The organism is Archangium sp. Cb G35 (genome assembly GCF_001896145.1).
GTDB lineage: Bacteria > Myxococcota > Myxococcia > Myxococcales > Myxococcaceae > Archangium > Archangium violaceum.
The window spans coordinates 1,438,401-1,458,469 of record NZ_MPOI01000001.1 but is presented as its reverse complement, the minus strand read 5'-3'; the positions used below and the strand labels follow the sequence as shown (position 1 = coordinate 1,458,469).

Annotated in this window: 15 protein-coding genes; 2 read left to right on the top strand and 13 right to left on the bottom strand. The window is 69.1% G+C overall.

Features of this window, described 5'->3' with window-relative positions; all coding sequences use genetic code 11:
• Positions 1–63: 63 nt before the first annotated feature.
• Positions 64–1,722, bottom strand: coding sequence for an N-6 DNA methylase (locus tag BO221_RS05990; RefSeq protein WP_073559279.1), 1,659 nt, complete (start codon positions 1,720–1,722; stop codon positions 64–66).
• A gap of 70 nt (positions 1,723–1,792) precedes the next feature.
• Here BO221_RS05990 and BO221_RS05985 point away from each other — a divergent pair, with 70 nt between their 5' ends.
• Together BO221_RS05985 and BO221_RS53490 are read left to right on the top strand one after the other, a co-directional pair.
• Positions 1,793–2,698: a hypothetical protein gene (locus BO221_RS05985; protein WP_143195278.1), complete on the top strand. Its 906-nt coding sequence runs from the start codon at positions 1,793–1,795 to the stop codon at positions 2,696–2,698.
• A gap of 38 nt (positions 2,699–2,736) precedes the next feature.
• Positions 2,737–3,420 carry a hypothetical protein gene (locus tag BO221_RS53490; RefSeq protein WP_073559277.1) on the top strand — a complete coding sequence of 228 codons (684 nt, stop codon included), beginning with the start codon at positions 2,737–2,739 and terminating at the stop codon, positions 3,418–3,420.
• A 15-nt stretch (positions 3,421–3,435) separates the two neighbouring features.
• Here the strand turns inward: BO221_RS53490 and BO221_RS05975 are convergent, their stop codons facing one another.
• The 12 genes from BO221_RS05975 to BO221_RS05920 all read right to left on the bottom strand — a co-directional run bounded on the left by BO221_RS05975 (position 3,436) and on the right by BO221_RS05920 (position 20,066).
• Positions 3,436–4,437, bottom strand: a complete 1,002-nt coding sequence (locus tag BO221_RS05975; protein ID WP_073559276.1) for a hypothetical protein — start codon at positions 4,435–4,437, stop codon at positions 3,436–3,438.
• 8 nt (positions 4,438–4,445) lie between these two features.
• Positions 4,446–7,097, bottom strand: coding sequence for a type VI secretion system ATPase TssH (gene tssH, locus BO221_RS05970; protein ID WP_073559275.1), 2,652 nt, complete (start codon positions 7,095–7,097; stop codon positions 4,446–4,448).
• Positions 7,098–7,165: 68 nt separating this feature from the next.
• The gene (gene tssG / locus BO221_RS05965) at positions 7,166–8,146 is read right to left on the bottom strand and encodes a type VI secretion system baseplate subunit TssG (RefSeq protein WP_073559274.1); all 981 of its coding nucleotides are present in this window, start codon (positions 8,144–8,146) and stop codon (positions 7,166–7,168) included.
• A 23-nt stretch (positions 8,147–8,169) separates the two neighbouring features.
• Positions 8,170–9,921, bottom strand: coding sequence for a type VI secretion system baseplate subunit TssF (gene tssF, locus BO221_RS05960; RefSeq protein WP_073559273.1), 1,752 nt, complete (start codon positions 9,919–9,921; stop codon positions 8,170–8,172).
• Between the two features lie 10 nt (positions 9,922–9,931).
• On the bottom strand, positions 9,932–10,330 hold the full coding sequence (tssE, locus tag BO221_RS05955) for a type VI secretion system baseplate subunit TssE (protein WP_073559272.1): 399 nt from the start codon (positions 10,328–10,330) through the stop codon (positions 9,932–9,934).
• Positions 10,331–10,392: 62 nt separating this feature from the next.
• The gene (gene tssD / locus BO221_RS05950) at positions 10,393–10,884 is read right to left on the bottom strand and encodes a type VI secretion system tube protein TssD (protein WP_073559271.1); all 492 of its coding nucleotides are present in this window, start codon (positions 10,882–10,884) and stop codon (positions 10,393–10,395) included.
• 113 nt (positions 10,885–10,997) lie between these two features.
• On the bottom strand, positions 10,998–12,482 hold the full coding sequence (gene tssC / locus BO221_RS05945; RefSeq protein WP_073559270.1) for a type VI secretion system contractile sheath large subunit: 1,485 nt from the start codon (positions 12,480–12,482) through the stop codon (positions 10,998–11,000).
• Positions 12,483–12,503: 21 nt separating this feature from the next.
• Complete coding sequence (gene tssB, locus BO221_RS05940; protein WP_043392293.1) at positions 12,504–13,001, bottom strand: type VI secretion system contractile sheath small subunit; 498 nt, start codon at positions 12,999–13,001, stop codon at positions 12,504–12,506.
• A gap of 82 nt (positions 13,002–13,083) precedes the next feature.
• Positions 13,084–14,805, bottom strand: coding sequence for a type VI secretion system protein TssA (gene tssA / locus BO221_RS05935; protein ID WP_073559269.1), 1,722 nt, complete (start codon positions 14,803–14,805; stop codon positions 13,084–13,086).
• Positions 14,806–14,818: 13 nt separating this feature from the next.
• Positions 14,819–15,748: a type VI secretion system-associated protein TagF gene (gene tagF / locus BO221_RS05930; RefSeq protein WP_073559268.1), complete on the bottom strand. Its 930-nt coding sequence runs from the start codon at positions 15,746–15,748 to the stop codon at positions 14,819–14,821.
• 2 nt (positions 15,749–15,750) lie between these two features.
• Entirely contained in the window at positions 15,751–19,377 is a 3,627-nt protein-coding gene (gene tssM / locus BO221_RS05925; RefSeq protein ID WP_073559267.1) for a type VI secretion system membrane subunit TssM, read from the bottom strand.
• The gene (locus tag BO221_RS05920) at positions 19,374–20,066 is read right to left on the bottom strand and encodes a DotU family type IV/VI secretion system protein (protein WP_073559266.1); all 693 of its coding nucleotides are present in this window, start codon (positions 20,064–20,066) and stop codon (positions 19,374–19,376) included. The genes tssM and BO221_RS05920 overlap by 4 nt, the downstream gene beginning before the upstream one ends.
• Positions 20,067–20,069: the final 3 nt, after the last annotated feature.

The window sequence follows — 20,069 nt, the reverse complement described above, 5'->3', positions numbered from 1 at the left end:
AATTCCCATTCCGGACTTCCGGAACGAGAGTGAAGGTGGACACTAATGCGCTGGGCGTGTTCCTCAAGGCTGGAGAGCGGCCAGGGGAACGGGCACGACGCGCGAGGCGCCGTATACGGGAGCCCAGCGGTGCTGCACGTCGGAGCTGTTGAGAAAGTGAACGATGCGCTGGTAGGCGGCGAGCGGGCCGCCGAGCCGTTCCGCCCAGGCCAGCCCTCGGGGCGAGAGGTTGGGCACGAGCGGCCCCAGGGCGGTCTCGGAGCGGGTGACGCGGGTGATGTCGAGTCCCTCGTCGCGCACGCGTTGGGGCACGAGCAGGGGAGCGAAACGGGCGTGGCGGTGATCGTGCACACAGCCCTCTTCTTCCAGGAGCGCGGCGGAAAGGGGCAGTTCTCGCACGTTGAAGAGGAGCTTCACGGCGCCGCGATGGGGATCCCACGGACCGCGGAGGCGGTGGTCGCCGCGAGGGATGAGGCGCCGGTCCAGATAGCAGAAGGCGCGGGACTCTGGGGGGAGGGTGCCGCGGTGGCGCGCACCGGCGTAGCGGAAGAAGGGGCGCACGCAGGAGGGGTCCACCGTGAAGGGAGGCCCGTCCTTCAAGGCGCGCAGCTTGGGCAGCAGTGCGGAAGGGATGGCATGGCGCAGGGAGAAGTCCTCGAGCGCCTCCAGGGGTGATCGTGCGAAGTCCTCGAGACGGGCGAGGAGCCGTTGGGGATCGTCATCGACGAGCAGCTCATCGAAGCGGGTCTTCACCCCCGGGAGACTGACGGGAACGAGGGCATCGAGGGGCTCTCCTTCGGAGCGCCAGCGGGCATCCAGCGCGGCGGCATCAGGAGGAGTGGGAGCGAGGCGCCACTCGGGGGCCTCGGGAGCGAATGACATCCCCTGCGTCAAACTCACCTCGCCCTCCGGGAGAGGGACGGGGTGAGGGTGCCGGGAGTACTCGGGCCGTGAATCCAAGGCCCGTGAATCCAAGGCCCGTGAGAACACGGGCCGGACCCCAGGAGCCGGAGGAGAGGTCCACACGGTGATGCAGGTGCGCACCTGGGTCCCAGCGAAGGCGCCGGGGCCGAGGTCCACGACTTCGCGCAGGGACAGCATGCGCAGCAGTGTTTCGCGCAGGGGGGCGTAGAGGAAGGCGTCGAGAAGACTGGTGGGGGTGATGAAGGCCAGCACGCCGGGGCGTGAAGAAAGCCGGTGGGCGGCGAGCAGGAGGAAGAAGGCGAAGTCATCGCGCAGGCTGGTGCCCTGGGGCAGCGCGAGGGGCAGCAGGGAGCGGAGGCGGGAGTAGGCGTCGCGGTCCTTCAGGAGCGAGGAGGTGCCGTTGTAGGGCGGGTTGCCGATCCACACTTCCTGGCGAGCGGGAGGGAGGCTCGCGAGCAGGGGCTCGAGCCCGCCGCGCAGGGCGTCCCCCACGCGGATGTCGGCACCGGAGACGCGTTCCTGGCACAGGCGGGCCACGTCGGGAGAGAGCTCGAGGCCGGAGAGGTGTGCCTTGGGGCGGGCGCGGGCGGCGGCGGCGAGGAAGGCACCGGCACCACAGGCGGGGTCCACCACGGCGAGCGGCCCGTCCCCGGCATGGGCGAGCGCGAGCGCGAGGGTGCGCTCCACGAGGTGCGCGGGGGTGTAGAAGGCACCGAGCGCGCGCCGGTCGAGACCGGGGAACTGATGGACGAGCGCCTCCTCGTCGAGGACGGGAGGAGCATGGGGGGCACGCGGCATCCGCCTCCATCCTACCCCGGGCGGCTTTGCTTGCCGTGCCATGCCGTAGCAACATGGCCCCAGGAGCCTCATGCCGCCACCTCCGCCGAAACCAAAGGGTCCCATCCGGGGCGTGCCGCTGGGGCAGGACGACGACGAGCCGACGACGATCGAGCCGCGCAGGCTCGGGCTGCCGAGAGTGCCCGCGCGCTCGCGAGGGGATGGCTTCGATACATCGGACGTGCCCACCAACCCGGGGCGCCCGGTCTTCGACAAGTCGCGTGGCAACGTGGGCATGCCGTCGCTCAACGGAGAGACGACGAGCCCGGGCTCTCCGGCCTTCACCGGGGTGGCACCGGAAGTCCGGCAGAGCCGTTGGCATGATCGCTCGGCCGCGCCCCGGGGCGTGCTCCCGGCCGAGGCCGTCCTGAAGGGCCTGGACGAGGCGCTCCAGAAGGCCGGGCAGGCCAGGGCCCCGGTGGCGCTGGTGCGCGAGCAGCTCAAGGCGGACTGGCTCCCGCTGCTGCGCCAGGTGGTGGAACAGGCCGGCGGGGATGGGATGGACGCCTACGTCACGCAGTTGCTGTCCCCGCCGGGCCGCCAGGCGGTGACGCCGTTGGTGGATGCACTGGCCGCGGGCATGGAGCGGCTGGAGGCCGCCACGGACGCGGAGGCCCTGCGCGCCAGGGCCCAGGAATTGCGGACCCTGGTGGCCAGGACGCTGGAGGATCCGGCGCCGAGCCCCATCTCCCTCGAGCTTCAGGAGCGCGAGCTGGATGGCCGTGTGGACGTGGACACGATGCTGTCCATCCGCTTCGCCTCGAACGCGGAGCTGGCCACGCGGCGGGCGCGGGCGGAGAAGACGCTGGAGGATCTCCGGCAGCAGATGCGCGCGTTGCAGGGCGTGCAGCCGGACGGGTTGTTCTCCAACTTCGCCCGGGTCAAGGTAGAGAAGCGCGTGATGGATGCCGAGGCCCGCCGCCGGGGCGGGCGCTGAAGCGGCACCGGACACCCAACACACAGGAGGCGCAGCGCATGGAAGGGGTGCAGCGGCTGGTCGCACGTCGCGTGGAGAAGATGCTGGATGCGCTCGCCGCGCAGGTGGCGCGTGGGCGGGCGGGGGAGGACGTCCCCACCTTCACGCTCACCCTGCACCTGGCGCAGGGCGTGAGGCTGTCGGGGGTGTTGTTGGACTACCTCCCGCGCGAGGCCATCCTCCTGGCGTCCGCGAAGGAGGGGCTGCTGTCGCGCAGCGAGTCGGTGACGTACGTGGAGTTCACCTCGGTCATCGCCGTGACGGTCGATTCGCCGGCGGTGCTCAACCAGGTGCCCTTCCTGCTGCGGCCCGCGCTCAACCGGGAGGATCTGCTGCGGCACGCGGACCGGCTGGCGCACGGCATCACCGAGCAGTTCTGGCCCGGAGAGCAGAAGCTGGGCGGCAAGCCGCTGAGCTTCGAGGTGGACTGGGTGGAGCTGGACACGGAGCCGGGGCGGCGCGCGCTGGAGGACGCGATGAACTCGGTGGCGCATGCGCTGCGGCTCATCGGCAAGGAGCCCAACGGCCGGGACAACCTGCGGCGCATCGCCCGGGTGGCTTTCGCGAAGGGCCGCAACACGGTGGCGGCCCTCGAGGGCGACACGGGGAAGGTCTCGGTGGATCCCTCCGCTCCCGTGCCGCCCGCGCAGGCGTTGCGCAAGGGGCTCGCCGCGGGCCTGTGAGCCGGCGGCGTCTCCTCAGGGGATGTCCTTGGCCGTGCCCGTCGCCTTCGGATCTTCCTTCGGAGGGGCGGGCACGACGGTGGGCGCGTCGGGCATCGCCTTGGCGCCGGCCTGGAGCTGCAGCTCCACCATGCGCGTCCACAGGGAGGGCGCGCTGCCCACCAGCACGTTCTCCTCCACCTTGAGCTTCCGCTCGTTCTGGGCGCGGCGGTAGAGGCGCTCGGGAATGGAGGGCTGCTTCGGGTCCGAGTCGCTCACCGACACCTGCTCCTGGACGGTGATGTCGCCGGAGTTGAAGACGAGGGTGGACGTCAGCTCGAACTTGCGGCGCAGGCCACTGGGCATCTCGAAGGTCTGCACGCGGCTGAGGGGGAACCAGCCGGGGCCCAGGCAGGCGCGCTCGGAGTTGGACACGGCCTCCGCGAAGAAGCGCCCGCTGCGCAGCGGCAGGATGCGAGCGGCTCGCCGGCACACCTGCGGCTCCTCCTTCGTGCACGAGTCTCCCTCGGCCACCAGCACGTCCGTGGAGCCCACATGCTCGATGCGCAGCCGCACGTTCTCCGTCATGCCGCGCAGCGAGCCCAGGCCGCGGACGATGAAGCCCAGCTTCGTGCGCTCCACCAGGGCCACGGGGCCCAGGCCCTCGCCATTGTCGAAACGGCGCGTGATGACCCACACCAGCCGCTCGTTGGCCTGGGTGGTCTCCAGAACCAGGTCCGTCTCGTCCAGCCGCTCCTTGGGGGGAAGCGGCTTGGGCTGGGGGCCGCCCTCGCCGCACTCGTCCGCCGCGGGCTCCTCCCAGGCCACGGGAGCGCCGGAGCAGTCCACGGACGGGCGGGGGGCGGCGCCGTGCTGGGGGTCGAAGCCGTGCAGCAACAGGCCGAACCACGTGTCGGGCGTGGGGTAGGAGCGCTCGCGGGCGCCGACCGTGGCCTCGCACAGCTGGGGTCTCGGAACGGTGGCGCAGCCCACCAGTGGGGTGAGTGCGAGGGCTGCGGCCAGGAGTCGTTGTTTCATGGGCTTCCTCATGCCTCGGCGAACCGGATATCCCAACCCCCCTGGGGGTCGAGCGAGATGTTCAGCCGCTTGGGGACCGAGCCGCCGGCCATGCGCTCGAGCAGCTCGCGCGAGATGGCGGGCATCAGCGAGCCCTGCAGGATGTGCTCGGCGTTGCGGGCACCTGTCTCGGCCTCGGTGCAGCGGCGGGCCAGCTCGTCGAGCAGCTCGGGCGCGAGTGTCGTCTCCACGCCGTGGGCGGAGAACAGCCGCTGGGAGAGCTTGTCGAGCTTCATCGCGACGATCTCCCGCATGATGTCCGTGGCCACGGGGGCGTAGGGGACGATGGTCATGCGGGCCAGCAGGGCGGGCTTGAAGTGCTTGCTGAGGGCGGGGCGCACCTTGGCGATCATCTCCTCGGCGGTGGGCGTGGCGCCCGTCTCGTGCATCTTCATGAGGATGTCCGAGCCCAGGTTGCTGGTGAGGATGACGACGGTGTTGCGGAAGTCGACGGCGCGGCCCTCGCTGTCGTTGAGCACGCCCTTGTCGAACACCTGGTAGAAGAGGTTCATCACCTCCAGGTCGGCCTTCTCGCACTCGTCGAGCAGCACGACGGAGTAGGGCCGCTGGCGCACGGCCTCGGTGAGCAGGCCGCCCTCGCCGTAGCCCACGTAGCCGGGCGGCGAGCCGATGAGCCGGGAGACGGTGTGCTTCTCCTGGAACTCGCTCATGTTGAAGGTGGTCATGAAGCGCTCGCCGCCGTAGAGGACGTCGGCGAGAGCCAGGGCCGTCTCCGTCTTGCCCACGCCGCTGGGGCCCACGAAGAGCAGCACGCCAATCGGGGTGTCCGGGTTGCGGATGCCCGCCTGGGAGATGCGGATGATTTCCGCCACCTTGCGCAGGGCGGGCTCCTGGCCACGCACGCGCTCGGTGAGCCGCGACTCGAGGCTCAGCACCGCCGTGAGCAGGTCGCTGCGCATCTTGCCCACGGGAATGCCCGTCCAGCTGGCCACCACGCGGGCCACGATGTCCGCGTCCACGTCCGAGTGCACCAGCGGCTCCTCGCCGCGCACCTCGGCCAGCTTCGCCGCGGCCTGCTCCACCGCGGCCTTCAGGGGCGCCTTGTCCGCCTCGGCCGGAGCGGAGAGCAGTGCCTTGCGCGCCTCCATCAGTGCGCTCACTGCGGTGCGCTCCGTCTCCCACCGGGCCTGCAGCGAGACGAGGTTGTCACGCACGGAGGCCAGCTTGTGCTCCAGCGCCTCCACCACGCTGGCATCTCCCGGGTGGCCTTCGGCGATGTCCCGCTGGCGTGCATCGCGCTCGCGCTCCAGGGCGGAGATCTCCTGCTCGAGCGCCACCAGCTCGTCGGGTTTGGTGGACAGCTCGATCTTCACGCGCGCGGCGGCGGTGTCGATCAGGTCCACGGCCTTGTCCGGGAGCTGGCGGCCGGAGATGTAGCGGCTGGACAGGCGCACCGCGGCGGAGACGGCCTCGTCGCGGATGGTGACGCCGTGGGAGGCCTCGTAGGTGGGCCGCAGGCCGCGCAGCATCAGCTCGGCGTCCTCGATGCCCGGCTCATCCACCTTGACGGGCTGGAAGCGCCGCTCGAGCGCGGCGTCCTTCTCGAAGTACTTCTTGTACTCGCCCCAGGTGGTGGCGGCGATGGTGCGCAGCTCTCCGCGCGCGAGCGCCGGCTTGAGCAGGTTGGCGCCGTCGCTCCCGCCCGCGGTGCCCCCGGCGCCGATGAGCGTGTGCGCCTCGTCGATGAAGAGGATGATGGGCGTGGGCGAGGCCTTCACCTCGTTGATGACGGACTTGAGGCGGTTCTCGAACTCACCGCGCACGCCCGCGCCGGCCTGCAGCGCGCCGAGGTCCAGCCCCATCAGCTCCACGTTCTTCAGCGCGTCGGGCACCTCGCCCTTCACGATGGCCCAGGCCAGGCCCTCCACGAGCGCCGTCTTGCCCACGCCCGGCTCGCCCACGAGGATGGGGTTGTTCTTCCGGCGCCGCGAGAGGATGTCCACCATCTGGCGGATCTCCCGGTGGCGGCCGAAGATGGGATCGATCTTCCCCTCGCGTACGCGGCCGGTGAAGGACGTGGCGAAGCGGCCGAGTGCCTCGCCGCCCACGGCGCCACCCTGGGCGGACGCGGAGGGCGTGGCGCCTCCGGCAACGGACTCGGGGCCCACCTCCATCGTCTCCGGAGAGGGCCGCAGCACCGCGTCCAGCGCGGCCATCAACTCGTCGCGGGAGATGGCGTCCAGCTCGGGGAAGAGCTCGGCGGTGTAGCGGTTGCGGCGGGCGACGAACTGGGCGAAGAGCGCTCCGGAGCGCAGGCGTGTGGCGCCCTGCTCGACGGAGGCGATCAACCAGGCGTCCTCGAACCACTGGAAGAGCGTCTCGGAGAAGACGGGCCGGCCCGCGCTGCCAGAGCGCAGGCCCTGGAGGGCGCGCTCCATGCTGGCGGCCAGCCGGCGGCGGTCCACCTGGAAGTGCTGCAGCAGGCGGGCGACGTCCGAGTCCTCCGGCTCGAGCATCTGCGCGAGCATGTGCTCGGGGACGATTTCATAGAAGCGCCCACTGCTGGCACGCGCGACGGCGGCCTCCAGCGTGCGGGTGGCCGTAGGCGTGAGGCGGCGGACGAGGGCTTTCGGTTCGACTCGGATGGCGGCACCCTCCAACAGGGGACGGCGGAATGTCTGGCGGGAGCGTCAGCGCCGTCGGTTGCCGGCGCTCCCGGGGCCGTGTTTCACACGACCGGAATCGAGAGGCGGATCTGCCTGCCCTTGCCCAGCCACGTGTCCCGCCCCAACTGGGCCGACTGCGTGCTGGAAAGGTTGAACGTCTGGGTGACGCCTTCCGTCAGGCCCAGCTCGAACTCGTACTCCAGGGGATCCTTCAGGAAGAGCCGCACCACCTCGCGGGCCTGGGGCAGCAGGTCTCCGCCCGGCATCATCTTCCGGTACAGGTGGGTGGGCAGGGGCTCGATGTGGATCTTGATCTTCCCCATGCGATCAAAGGCCTTGCCGCCCAGGACGGTATTCCTGCCGAGGATGTGGTTGTTGCGGCCCAGTTGCAGCCGGGCGTCGATGTCCACCCAGCGGCCCACGAACTGTTCCACCCGTACCCGGGCCCCCTCCAGGCTGTCGCCGAGTACGTCCTCGAGGGCCGCCTCCATCTTCTCCGCGGTGCGCGCGCGGGAGGTCAGCAGCGGGACGATGCGCAGCAGCTTGCGCGTGGGCAGCTTGCTGGTGCGCTGGCTCTCGTACGTGTCGAAACCGGCGAGCGCCAGCAGCCGGCGCGACCACTGGTCGGTGTTGGTGGAGTTGGACTCGCTGGTGACGCGGTACTTGGACTCGATGCGGTAGAGCAGCGACAGCAGCCGGTGGTGGAAGAGGTCCAGGAACTCCCGGCGCACGGCGTGGTCCGGGTCCTCCTGGGCGATCTCCTCGGCGATGTACATCGGCAGCGGGCTCACAGAGCCGGTGAGTCCGAGGAAGTGGGTGACGACCTCGAAGAGCTGGCGCCGGGCGTACGGCTCCTCCGGGCGCACGGGCACCTTGCGCAGCGTCACCTCGCTCACGTCCCCCGAGGAGAAGCCGAGCGAGGAATCATGCCGGAAGCGGATCATCTCCTCGATGACCGGCCCCACGCTGCCCACGCGGGCCGCCCCGGCGGTGAGCCGCTCGATGTACGCCACGAGCTGGAAGAAGCCGACTTCCTTGGCCATTCCCCCCAGCAACCGGGCCGCCTCTACAAGAGGGTCAGGAAGCCGTTCCTCGGAAGCCATGCGAACTCTGTCTGCGAGGGCTGGAGCCGGATGGCCAGCTCGTTGAAGGAGTTGAGGGTGACGTGGGAGGCCAGCAGCTCATCGAGAATGCACCCGAAGAGGAAGGCGTCTCCCACCCCCATGAAATTCGTCTCGTCGAGCTCCACCAGGGCCCGGTTGCCACGCACGGGCGAGCCTTCCAGGAAGCGGGTGAGGGCCTTGTTCTCCACGGTGCGGATGGCGTTGATGCGCAGGCGGCTGGCGCGGGCGGCGAGGTTGTCCGCCAGCGCCTGGAAGTTGTACAGGTCCAGCAGGCGGCGCAGCGCGGCGCCATCCGCGATGGAGTGCTGGTTGATGGCCAGGTGCGAGAGCAGCCGCCAGTGCAGCTCCGTGCCCAAAGGCGCGCGGGCCGGGCGGCTCACCGGGGTGATGTTCTTGAACTTGGCGTTGGTGGGCGAGGCCGGGGTGGACTGGGTGATGTCCCCCACCTGCAGCCGCGCGGGCAGCGAGCGGTTGGTGCAGGTGAGATCGATGGACAGCACCTCCTCGGTCCCGAGCGTGGGAGCCACGTCGCGGGGCGTCTCCAGGGTGAGGTAGGTGTCGATGCCGTCATCCACGGGGGAGTGGATGCGCCGCAGGCGGTAGAAGGAGGGCTCGGAGCCCTCGCCCTGGGTGTGCTCGAACTCGTGGAAGGGGCGGTAGGTGCGGCGCTCGCTGCGGCCCGCCGTCAGGCCCGTCACCGAGTCCACGGAGTACACCTCCGCGTGCGGGGGCTGCAGCTCCGCGGCCCGTACCAGGTGCTCCCGGCCCAGCGCGTGGTGGAAGAGCGGATTGGCCGGTGCCCGGAACAGGTTGATGACGGGGGCGCAGTGCAGCCGGAACATCTCCCGGGTGATGCGCGCGTCCAGGGGCGGCGGGCGCTCCAGGTGGAAGGAAATCTCGAAGCGCTCCTCCAGCGCGGACGCGGCGGCCTCCAGGCCATGCACCTCGAAGAAGAGAAACTTCTCCGGCAGGGTGAAGTACTCCTGGAGCAGGCGGTACCCGTCGAAGGCCCGGGGCCAGGGCAGCAGGCGGAAGTGCCGGTCGAAGCCCACCGGGCGGATGCTCCGCTTGGGGTCCAGCACCACCTCGTTCCCGCTGGTGGCGCCGCGCACGCGCATCTGGCGGCAGTAGCGCAGCAGCCACAGCATGATGAGCGCGCTGGCGGACATGTCGCCGTGGATGAAGAGGCGCAGTCCATGGGGCTTCTGCAGTTCCTCACGCCCCTGCTCCGTCGTCTGGAAGGACAGGCGCAGCACGGGCGAGGACACGGACGAGCGGTCCAGCAGGGCGTCCTGCACGCTGAGCGGCAGCAGGTCCACGTCATGCGTGGTGCGGAAGACACAGCTGGTGCCATCCAGGGGCGTCGAGGCCACCTCGGCGCCCGCGGCGATGCGCGAGCGGCCGCGCAGGGCGCGCATCTGGGGCGTGAACTCCACGATGGAGCACGCGGGCACGGGGCGCAGGTAGTGGGGGAGCAGCAGCTCCGTGAGCCCCTGCACCATCTCCGGAACGTCGTCCTCCACGCGCTCGCGGATGCGCGCGGTGAGGAAGGCGAAACCCTCCAGCAGCCGCTCCACGTCCGGGTCCGCGCCGCGCTCCACCAGCAGGCCGGCGACGCTCGGGTTGGCGAGCCCGAAGGCCCGGCCCATCTCCCGGAGGTAGTTGAGCTCGCTCAGGTAGTACTTGCTGAACATCCTCGCCCTTTCACCAGATTTCCATCCGGCCGCCGGGTTTCAGCTCGGTGTGGAAGCGGACCGTGCCGCGCGCGTCCTTGACGTTGAGCTGCGCGATGATGTCGAACCGCAAGGCGGTGGGGTCCTGCTCGTCGGGAACGTGCGTGACGACGACGTTCTTCAACCGCGGCTCGAACTCCTGGATGGCCGTGCGGATGGACTGCTGCATCCTCGGGATGGCCGCCGGGAGGATGTGGATGATGTCGTTGAAATCCATGATGCCGTAGGAAGGGGCCGCGGCGGCCTCTCCCTTCCGGGTGTTGAGCAGGGCCCGCAGGTGCTCGGAGATGGCGGCCACCGCGTTGCCGCGGGGCGCCAGCGAGCCGTGGCTGCTGGAGGCCAGACGTGTCAGGAGTCCTCGTTCGGCCATGGCGTGCGGGCTCGGCCCTGGAGCGCCCGGGATTCACCCGGGCGCCCCTCGGGCACGGCGGACTAGCGCTGGGTGTCCCAGGTGTCGGTGTGCGTCACGCCGCCGTTGGTGATCGTCCAGTCGATCGTGTGGAACACGAACGTGATCTCCTCCATGGCGGGCAGGTTGGTGCTGGTCGGCACGAAGCTGTCCGGCACGTGCTGCTTCACGCTGTTGATGCGGCCCTTCTTGATGGCGATGCTGTAGAACTGCTCGGTGGTGCCATCGCCGGTCGGGTTGGGGCGGAAGAACTTGAAGGTCGCCTCGATGACCTGGTTCTCGCACAGCGCCTTCATCAGCAGCGGCGAGGACTTGTCGATGCGCTTGACGATCTTCATCGGCGGGTACTGACGGCGGCCCGTCGCCAGACCGGAGCCGGACTCGCGCGCGGTGATGACCTCGTGCTCGAAGGACACGCACTCGATGGAGCCCTCGCGGCCCAGGCTCGTCTGGGTGCTGTCACCCTTGATCTCCGTGCCGTTCGCCTTCAGGTACAGGTGTACAGTCTCAGCCATTCGCCACCTCGTTGTATGCGCCGCGTACGGCGCGGAAATCCGGGCCCCTGGTGGGGGCCCGGCGTTGATGGAGCCCGGAATCAGCGGAACCACGTGTCACGGGTGCGACGGGCTCACTCCTTGTCCAGCTTGCCCACCAGGGAGAGGGTGAAGGACGCGCCCATGTACTTGAAGTGCGGGCGCACCTGCAGGCTGCAACGATACCAGCCGGGCTGACCCTCCACGTCCTCCACCGTCACGCGCGCGGCGCGCAGCGGGCGGCGCGAGCGCACGGCGGGCGCCGGGTCATCCATGTCGGCGATGTACTGGCTCATCCACTGGTTGAGCTCGCGCTCCAGGTCCGAGCGCTCCTTCCAGCTGCCGATCTGCTCGCGCTGGAGCACCTTCACGTAGTGCGCCAGCCGCGTCATGATGAACATGTAGGGCAGCTGCGTGCCGAGCCGGTAGTTCGTCTCCGCCGCCTTGCCCTCCGGCGTGCTGCCGAAGAACTTGGACTTCTGCGCCGAGTTGGCCGAGAAGAACGCCGCGTTGTCCGCGTCCTTGCGGAACACCAGGCCGATGAAGCCCTCCTCGCTCAGCTCGTACTCGCGCCGCTCGGTGAGCATCACCTCGGTGGGAATCTTGGTCTGGATCTCCCCCATGGCCTCGTACTGGTGCAGCGGCAGCATCTCCACCGCGCCACCGGACTGCGGGCCGATGATGTTCGGGCTCCAGCGGAACTTGGCGAACGAGTCCGCCACGCGGGTGGCGAACGCCGTGGAGGCGTGGCCCCACAGGTACTTGTCGTGCTGCCCGACCACGTCCTCGGTGAAGTTGAAGGCCTTCACGGGGATGGTCTTCTCACCGTACGGCAGGCGCAGCAGGAAGCGCGGCATGCACAGGCCCACGTAGCGCGCGTCCTCGCTCTCGCGGAACGAGTGCCACCGGGCGTACTGCGGGCCCTCGAACAGGGACTTGAGGTCCTTGAGGTTGGGCAGGTTGAGGAAGTTCTGCTCGCCGAACATCTCCGGGCTGGCGTTGGCGATGAAGGGCGCGTGGGCCATGGCCGCCACGGACGCGCACTTGCGCAGCAGGTCGATGTCCTGCGGGCCCGGGCCGAAGTCGTAGTTGCCCAGCAGCAGGCCGTAGGGCTTGCCACCGAACACGCCGTACTCGTTGGAGTACACCAGCCGGTACAGGCCGCTGCGCACCACCTCGGGCGAGTCCTCGAAGTCCTTGAGCAGGTCCTCCTTGGAGACGTTGAGCATCTCCACGCGGATGTTCTCGCGGAAGTCCACCCGGTCCACGAGGAACTTCAGCGAGCGCCACGAGGACTCCAGCTTCTGGACCTCCTCGTGGTGCATGATCTCGTTGACCTGGGACGACAGGCGCTTGTCGATCTCCGCGATCATCGCGTCGACGAGGGCCTTGTCGATGCGCTCCTCGGAGCGGTTGGGGGCCAGCATCTCGGCGATGAAGGCCTCCACGCCCCTGCGGGCGATGTCATAGCCCTCGTCCTTGGGCTTGATCTTCGCCTCGGAGAGGATTTCGTCGAGCAGGGAGGGCGAAACGGCGGCCGCGGCGCCCGCGGCATTCTGGGTCTGGGTCTGAGTGCTCATGATTCTCGCTCCCGCTCTGGACTACTTGGTCTCACCACCGTTGAGGCCGAGCTCGCTGATGAGGCGCTTGCGGCCCTCGTCGTCGGCGAGCATCGCCTGGAGCTTCTTGCGGAAGGCCGGGACGTTGCCCAGGGGCCCCTTGAGGGCGTTGAGCGCGCTGCGCAGCTCCAGCAGCTTCCGCAGCTCGGGCACCTGGTTGACGATGCTCTCGGGAGCGAAGTCCGCCAGGCTCTTGAACTGCAGGGACACCGGCAGGTTGGCGCCCTCCTCGTTGGACAGCTTGTCCGTGACGGAGATGTCCACCTTGAGGTTCTGCTGCGCCATCACCTCGGTGAAGTTCATCTTGTCCACGTTGATGGGGGCGCGATCCTCCAGCGGACGGTCATCCTGACGGCCGGTGAAGTCACCCATCATCAACATCTTCAGGGGCAGCTCGACCTGCTCCTGCATGTTGCCCGTAGCGGGCTTGTAGACGATGTTGACGCGTTCGGTAGGGGCGACGGAACTCTCTTTGCTCATCTGCTGCTTCTCCTCTCACGTGAGGTGGGTGATGCGTGGGGTCGTCGCCAGGTGACGCTTGTCCGTGAGTGCTGCCCGGATTTCAGGGTTGAACGCGCAGGGCGGCAGCGGGGTCGAGCTGGACGAGACGACGATAACGGATCCAGTAATCTCCTACCAGGATGTCCTGTGATTCTTTCGTGGCCAGGGTACAGGTGAGGAATCCCTCGAGACAGGCGGCGGCGAGTGCCGGTTCCCAGGAATCAAGAGAGTGCGCGGTGCACTCCGCATCCAGCACCTCGTAGAGCGCGCGGGCGGTGGTGAGTTGTCCTGCCTGGGCATGCATGCGCGCCAATTGCAGCCGCGCGACGAAGAGCGCGCGAGCCGTGGTGGCGGAGGCGAGCAGCGCCTGGGCGTCTCCCTCGGGAGCCGCACCCGGGGCGGAAGTTTCGAGCCCGCGAGGAAGGGGCATGGAGATGGCGGCACGTGGCGCGGTGCCGGGCTTCGCGAGCACCTCGCGCTTGAGCCACTCCTTCGTGGCCCCGTCCGCCATGGGCGTGCCATCCGATGCCACCAGCTCCACCATGGTGGGCAGGCGCTTGAGAAGACTGCTCAGCTCCAACAGCAATGCCTCACGCGCGGCGGTGTGGGTGTCACCCAGTGATGACAGGGCATGGACACTGAAACGTTGCAGGTCCAGTGCAAAGCGATACTGCGCCAGGGCGGACTCGGACTCGTCGAGCAGCTCCACCCAGCGTGAGTGGGTTGAGAGGGTTTCCAGCTTCGTGCGCAGATTGGTGGGCAGAGGCGGGAGGGATGTCCTGCCATTGGCGCCAGTGGGAGGCGGTTGTGTGATGTGCAGCCACAGCCCGGTGCGCAGCAGGCGATAGGAGAGCGGGTCGGCCGGGTTGGCGCGGCGGATGACTCCGGAGGCACTCGTCAGCGCCGAGCCGATGTTGCGCAGGAAGTCCGTGGCGGCATCCGCGCTGGTGAGGTCTCCGCCGGGCACGGCGGGGAGCTGAGAGGCATGGATGGCCGCGGCTGGAGCGGGAGGCAGCGCAGGGGGGGGCGGTGTGGCGGGAGGTGGCGCGGCGGGCGCGGGGATGGCGGCAACCGGCGCGGGCGGAGCCACGGGGGCGGGCTCCACGGGGGCGGGCGCGGCGGTGACTGGAGCGGCGGTGTCCGGTGCGGGCGTTGGAGCGGGGGCCGCCGGAGCGGAAGGCGTGGGCGCGGCCACGGCGGGAGGCGCGGCCTCGGTGGGCATGCTCGCGCGCAGCCGCTCGAGGGGGGTGAGGAGTGGTCCCATCGCCGGACCCTGGGAGGCGAGGCGCGTGCGCGTCACCTCGGCGAGCTTCGACACGGCAGTGGACAGGGCCTCCACCACGACGGGCGTGGTGCTGTCGGCCTGGATGGTGGGGAGCACGTGCTTCATGCGCTCCACGTACCAGGACAGCGCGAGGCCCCGGCTGCGCAGGCGCGAGGCCTCGGGAAAGAGGCCCTGCCAGTAGCGCTCGGTCAGCTCCGCCAGCAGCGTGGTCCCCGTGATGGCGCCGGGCAGGCCCTCCGTCATGTACAGCCCGTAGGCGAAGTAGGAGGCCAGCCACAGGTCCTTGGTGGTCGTCCGCAGCAGCTCTCCGGCATTGCGGACGACCTCGTCCCAACGCACGGCCTCACCCGTGGGGGACTCGAGCCGGGCCACCTCCGAGAAGACGCTTTCGTAGGCGGGGTGGTGCTTGGACGGGGCACCGGCGGGCGCCTCGGCGGAGATGGGCTCGAGCCACTGGCTGGCGCGCTCGCGAAGGCTGTCGGTGGAAGAGGGCGTCATGGTGGGCGCGCCTTCAGCGTGCGAGGGCACGCAGGAGCTGCTCGAGCGTGCTGTGGGAGGAATCGATGACCTGGCGCTGCGAAGCGGACAGGGCCTGCTTCGCCTGCTCCATGGCGGCGGGCTTGTCGGTGCGCAGGGGCCAGACGTTGGTGCCCGGACGCGTGGGTTGTGCGAGGTGCAGCAGGAGGGTAGGGGGCGCGGCGCCCAGACAAAGCAACAGCCGGGGCTGCTGCCCGTCGGACCAGAAGAAGGATGGAGGTTGGGCGGCCCAGCGCAGCAGCCGCGTGGAGAGCTCCAGCCAGGTGACGGGCCCCATGTGCGAGGGGTAGGGACAGTCCAGCATGACGCCGGCCATGCCCTGCTCGCGGTGGCGCTCGCCCGTGCAGGCGGTGAGGAAGGTGTGCAGCGCGTAGTAGCGCCCCTCGGCGGGACGGTCTCCGATGATGTGTTGGAGCAGCTCCGTGCAGCGCTTCTCGGACAGCAGGGCCTCCCGGAGCCGCTCGGCCACGCGGAGGTCGCCGGGCCGCGCGGTGGGCAGCTTCGCCGTGCGCTCTTGCAACCGGGGAACGTCGAGGGATGCGGCCTCGCGCAGCAGCGCCTCGCTGGCCCGGAGGAACGGCTGATGGGTCTCCGGCAGCAGCGCGTAGCGTCCGGCCACGTCGGCGGCGGACAGCTCCTGGAAGATGGCCAGCGGAAAGGCACGCCCCACACTGTCCGAGCTCGGCGCCAGCACGCCCACCAGCACCGAGCTTTCGCCGGGTGCGGTGAAGACGAAGCTGACGGGAGTGGTGGGCAACGCGCTCCGGGCCCCGTGCAGCCGGCCGGTGCTCTCCTCCATCCAGCGGAAGAGGTACCGCGCCAGGGGGCTGGCCGCGTTGTGCCGGACGAACTCCGCGTGGCGCGGAGCCTTGCCCAGCATCCCGATGTGAGGCGCCTGCGTCATCCTCAGGGGGCTCCGTTCGTGCTCACCATCTCGACGCAGCCCTTGCCGCCGCGGGCGATCCCCATCGGAGGAGACAGGCCCGGATCCCGGAAGATCTGCAGCAGCCGGGAAGTGTTGTTGCCCGACAGGCCGAAGAACGGGTTGGCGGTGCGCTCGGGCCGGAAGTCGATGGCGACGAGTGCTCCGTTCATGTCCTCGATCTCCCACACGGCGGTGAAGAAGCGGCCATCCCCGCTGGGCTCGATGCGCTTCACGCGCTCGAGCAGGCGGAAGAGGCCCCACTCCCCGGGCTCGTCGATGTCGGCGGTGGCCCCGGAGGCGTTCTCCACGTGGATGTGCGCGCCCAGCTTGCCGGCCTGGCCGGGCCAGCTCATCGGCTTCCAGACGTTGTCCGGGCCGTTGCGGTAGAGCTCATCCGTGCCGTCGATCGTCAGGGTGATGGCGGAGATCTCCGACGGCGCCGTGTCGGGCGACGTGCCCGCGCGCACACGCACCTGGAAGCGGACGAGCGGATCCACCGTGTCCCCCGGGTAGAGGGTGGTGGTCAGGTTGTTCGCCTTCTCCAGGAAGGTGAGCAGGTCGTCGCGGTACATCTCGCGCGTGTTGAAGTTGGCGAACGTGACCTTGCGGCCGGAGGTGATGACCTCGTCGGCCAGGTGCTGCTGGAGGAACTTGCGCAGCGTGCCGCCCGAGGGCCGCAGGAACTCGGACAGCTCGGCCAGGGGCGCGTCCTGCATCGACTCGCGCACGAACGGGTAGCGGTTGGCCATGATCGCGCTGAAGGGCTTGGCCACGGCCTCGCAGAAGTCGTTGCTCTTGTTCTGCGCCACGCCGGCGAAGACGATGGAGCGCATGTCCTGGAAGGGCGGCAGCAGCAGCTTCTCGAGGATGGGGGCGCCGCTCTCGTACTTCTTGACGAGCATGGCCACGCTCTCTCGCGTGGTCTTGATCTTATCGAGCAGTGCTCCGGACTCCTGGGGCTTCTCCTTCACACCCAGCAGGGAGTTGAGCACCAGCGCCAGCTGGTCCTGGTAGAAGTCCTGCGCCGTCAGCTGCTCCTCTCCGTCGCCCGAGGGGGACTTCTCGTTGTTGAAGCGGATGAGCGTGGCGAACTCCTTCTCCACGTCCCGGGGCCCGAGCGTGTACTCGCCCGTGGACGCGGCCGGATCCAGCAGCTTCTGCTCGTCCTGCTTGTCGGGCGGCATGACCCTTTCGAGCATCTTCCGCGCCGTGCTCTTCTCCTCCTCCTTCGGGGTGCGCACCAGCTGCACGTTGTAGGCGAGTGCCCGGAACAGCTTGCCGAAGGCGGCCGGCTTGCCGCGCGTGAGGCTCTCGAGCAGGGCCTGCATCTGGTCCACGTCATCCGGAGGCCGGACGGTGATGGACTGGAGGAAGTCCCGCCACTCCTGGATGTACTGCTGGTAGTAGCGCGTGCGCAGCTCGGCGCGGGATTGCTCCTCGTCCTCCTTGGCGTCCCGGTCCAGCACCCAGGCCTCCTTGTTCTTGAAGGCGGACTCCAGGCGCGAGCGCACCACCTGGTCCCAGGCGGTCTTGGTGAAGGCACCGCGGACGCGCTTGGTGGCTCGCATGGCGGGCACGGCGCCGACGATGTCGTCCAGCGTCTGATCCGGGTACTCGCGGCCCACGTCGGCGACGATGCGGTCCATCTCCAACGTGGTCACGGGGACGCGGTTGAGGGCCCGGCGCGAGGCGCGCACGATCTTGTTGTCGCGGGCGAAGCCCAGCTGCTCCGGATCCGCCGACAGCATCTCGATGTACGTGCGGGCGTGGCGGCTGATGGCCTGCTGCAGGTTGGCCTCGCCTCCCGCGCCCTTCACGTGCGTCCAGTGCCGCACCATCTGGTCCACCAGCCAGTCCTGATGGGCTTCGTCGAGCGACGGCTCCCGCTGAGCGTGCGGCCAGGTGATGAGCAGGTACATCTTCAGCGCATCGAAGTGGTGCGCGTAGTCCTCGGCGCCGGGCTTCCACTCCGGTGAGTCCTGGTTGTCCGAGAAGATCTTCAGGTTCTGCTCGATGCGCTCGTACTGATTGCCGAGCAGCACCCGGCGCAGGGCGGTGTTGTAGAAGGACTGCGCCAGCGGGAAGAGCTTCTCACCCTGGTACATGCCGAAGCGCAGCCAGAAGGGGGCACCCTCCGTCCTGTGCTTCGTCAGCTCCTGGAGTTGTGACTGCAGCGGGGACAGGTCCTTGATGCGCGCGAGGTCGTCGCGGTCATCGAGCTGTACGGCGGTGATGGCGTTGCGCACGTTGCGCGCCAGGGACCGGTTCTGGAAGTAGGAGACGATGGGCAGCACCAGCATCAGGGCCGCGGCCGTGAAGTAGGTGGCCGTGAGCACCAGTTGCCGCCGGCGGTAGCGCTGCTCCTCGATGGAGCTGCGGACGGCCATCTCCTGGTCCTGGAACATCACCTTGGTGAAGATGTCCCACAGGAAGTAGCTGCGGCCCTCCGCGCTCGTCTCTTGAGGGCGCGTGTCGCCGAAGAGCTCGCCCGAGGAGTTCGCCAGCCGCTCCATCGGCTTCACTTCCTGGGTGCCGCTGGTGAAGTACAACCCGCGCATCACCGGCGTGTCCTGGTACACGTTGTCCAGGAAGAGCGGCTGGATGAACTCGGCCAGGTTCTTGCGCAGCGAGTCGAACTTCTGGGGGAACTGGTAGATGTGCTCGCGCGCCTCCAGCCGGCGCTCCTGGCCCAGCCGCTTGAGCGTGCGCTGCTCCAGCACCGTCACCAGCTCGTCGAAGCGCTCCAGCAGCACGTCCGTGGAGGCCTCCGCCTGCGAGTTCATGGGCGAGGTGAAGCCCCAGATCTGCCCGCGCTCGGAGCGCGTCAGGTCCGCGTACATCTCCGTGAAGCCGGGGAGGAGATCACACTTGGTGATCATCAGGTACACGGGCACCAGCGTGCGCAGGCGCGAGGTGATCTCGTCCAGACGCTCGCGGATGCTCTGGCCCAGCTCGCCCGCGACCTGGGGATCCACGCCCATCAGCTCGCTGACGCTCACCGCCACGATGAGGCCGTTGATGGGCCGCTTGGGACGGTACTTCGTCAGCGTGTCGAGGAAGGCGAACCACTCGGGCTTGTCGTCCTCGCTGCTCACGTAGCGGCCGGCGGTGTCGAGGATGACGGCCTCGTTGGTGAGCCACCAGTCGCAGTTGCGCGTGCCGCCCACGCCGCGTACGCCGCCGCCCTTGGCGGACAGGTAGGGGAACTTCAGCCCCGAGTTGCGCAGCGCGGTGCTCTTGCCCGCGCCCGGCGGTCCGACGATGAGGTACCAGGGCAGCACCGCGAGGGCGTCCTTGCGGCCCCGCGACAGCTTGGAGGTCTTGAGCGCCTCCACCGCCTTGGAGAACTCGGCCTGCATGGCCTTGATCTCCGGCTGCAGGTCCGGCCGGACGGTCTTGATCTGCTCCTCGGCCTGCTGCTCCAGGGCGCCTTCGAGCTTCTTGGCCGCCTTGCGCGCCTTCACCTTGCCGACGATCCACCTGCCGAGCGCGAACAGCAGCAACAGGCCCGTGGTGGCGAGTCCGGTGAGAAGCGGGGGCAGTCCCAGCATGGTGATGGCACCCCATGCCAGGCCCGCCAGCATCGTGATGACGATGGCCCAGATCATTGCGTGCCCCCGCCGTTGGTGGCCATGTGGAGCTTGATCTCGTTCAGGAAGGTGTCGACGCTGCCGTCCAGGCCGAGCACCAGCCCGCCATAGACGAGCAGTGCGAGCATCATCGCCCCCAGCGAGATGACCATCGGCGAGAGCCTGCGCTTGCCGGCGAGCATGGACTCGGTGGGCCGCTCACCGTGGGGCGACAGGACGTCGTAGTCGAAGGGCTTGGCTCGCTCCAGGTCCTTCTGGACCGAGTCGATGAGCGTCATCAGCTCCAGCTCGCCGCCGCGGATGCGGTAGCGGCCCTGGAAGCCGAAGAGCATGCACAGGTAGTAGACCTGCAGCACCTCGGCACGGTGTGGATCCTTCCGGATGCCCTGGAGGCGGTGGAAGAAGCCGTCACCGGCGACGTTCTCGTTGAAGTACTGGAGTTGCAGCAGGTTGGTCATCCAGAACGAGCGGTAGGGCTCGGGCCGGGTGAGGGCGGCCTCGTCGAGCAGGGCGACAATGGCGTAGGCCATGTCCTGGGCGTCCTGGTGGCTGAAGCCCAGCACGGCGGCGCGCCGCAGCATCTCGTCCACGACTCCGCGCAGACGGTGGTGCAGCACCTCTGGAGGGGGGACCGAGGCGGCATCCGAGTTGCGGATCCGGATCGCCGCGTCGAAGCAGTCCTTGGTGGCTTCGGTGACTCGTTGCATGGC